The organism is Brevibacillus sp. MCWH (genome assembly GCF_013096935.1).
In the GTDB taxonomy this organism is placed as follows: Bacteria; Bacillota; Bacilli; order Brevibacillales; family Brevibacillaceae; genus Brevibacillus; species Brevibacillus aydinogluensis.
In genome coordinates, this window is sequence record NZ_SDLF01000105.1 from 1 (window position 1) to 564 (window position 564).

The 564-nt window shown below is 30.9% G+C and carries 1 protein-coding gene; it reads right to left on the reverse strand.

Features of this window, described 5'->3' with window-relative positions; translation table 11 throughout:
* A partial coding sequence (locus tag ETC00_RS19575) for a protein rep (RefSeq protein ID WP_253264348.1) occupies window positions 1–564 on the reverse strand: 564 nt, incomplete at both ends.

Here is a 564-nt window from a genome sequence, read left to right on the forward strand (position 1 = left end):
ATTTTGCTCTTTGACCCGACGCACATCTACTTGCGTAATTTCTGAAATTCCTGTTGCCTCACGCCATAAACGCAACCACTCTTTTTGATTCAAATAAGCTTTTACATCCGTAAAATATGATTTATTAACAACAATAAGCACATGAAAATGTGGGTGATAATCATCTCGTTTCTCATTATAAGTTATTTCTAATTTTCGAACATAACCTTTTACTACTCTTTTTACAACTTTTCGTTTAAATAATTTATCAAAAGATTTATTATATCTTTTAATCTCATCTCCCAATCTTTCAGCTACTACGTTCGGTGTTGTAAGCGTCAAAAAGATAAATGCTTTATCATAACTAATCTTTATATCCTGCATCATTAAAGATAATTCCAAAGCATCTTTTCTCGCTTTTCTCCATGCACACATTGGACAAAATCTATGCTTACAAAAATTCCCACGATGCATTTTAATTTTGTTTAATTCTTTATCACCAACAAACGATAAGAATGTCCCACATTCCTCAATTAACCAATAATACGAATCAGATACTAAACTTTTTACTAAATCTCTAAACTC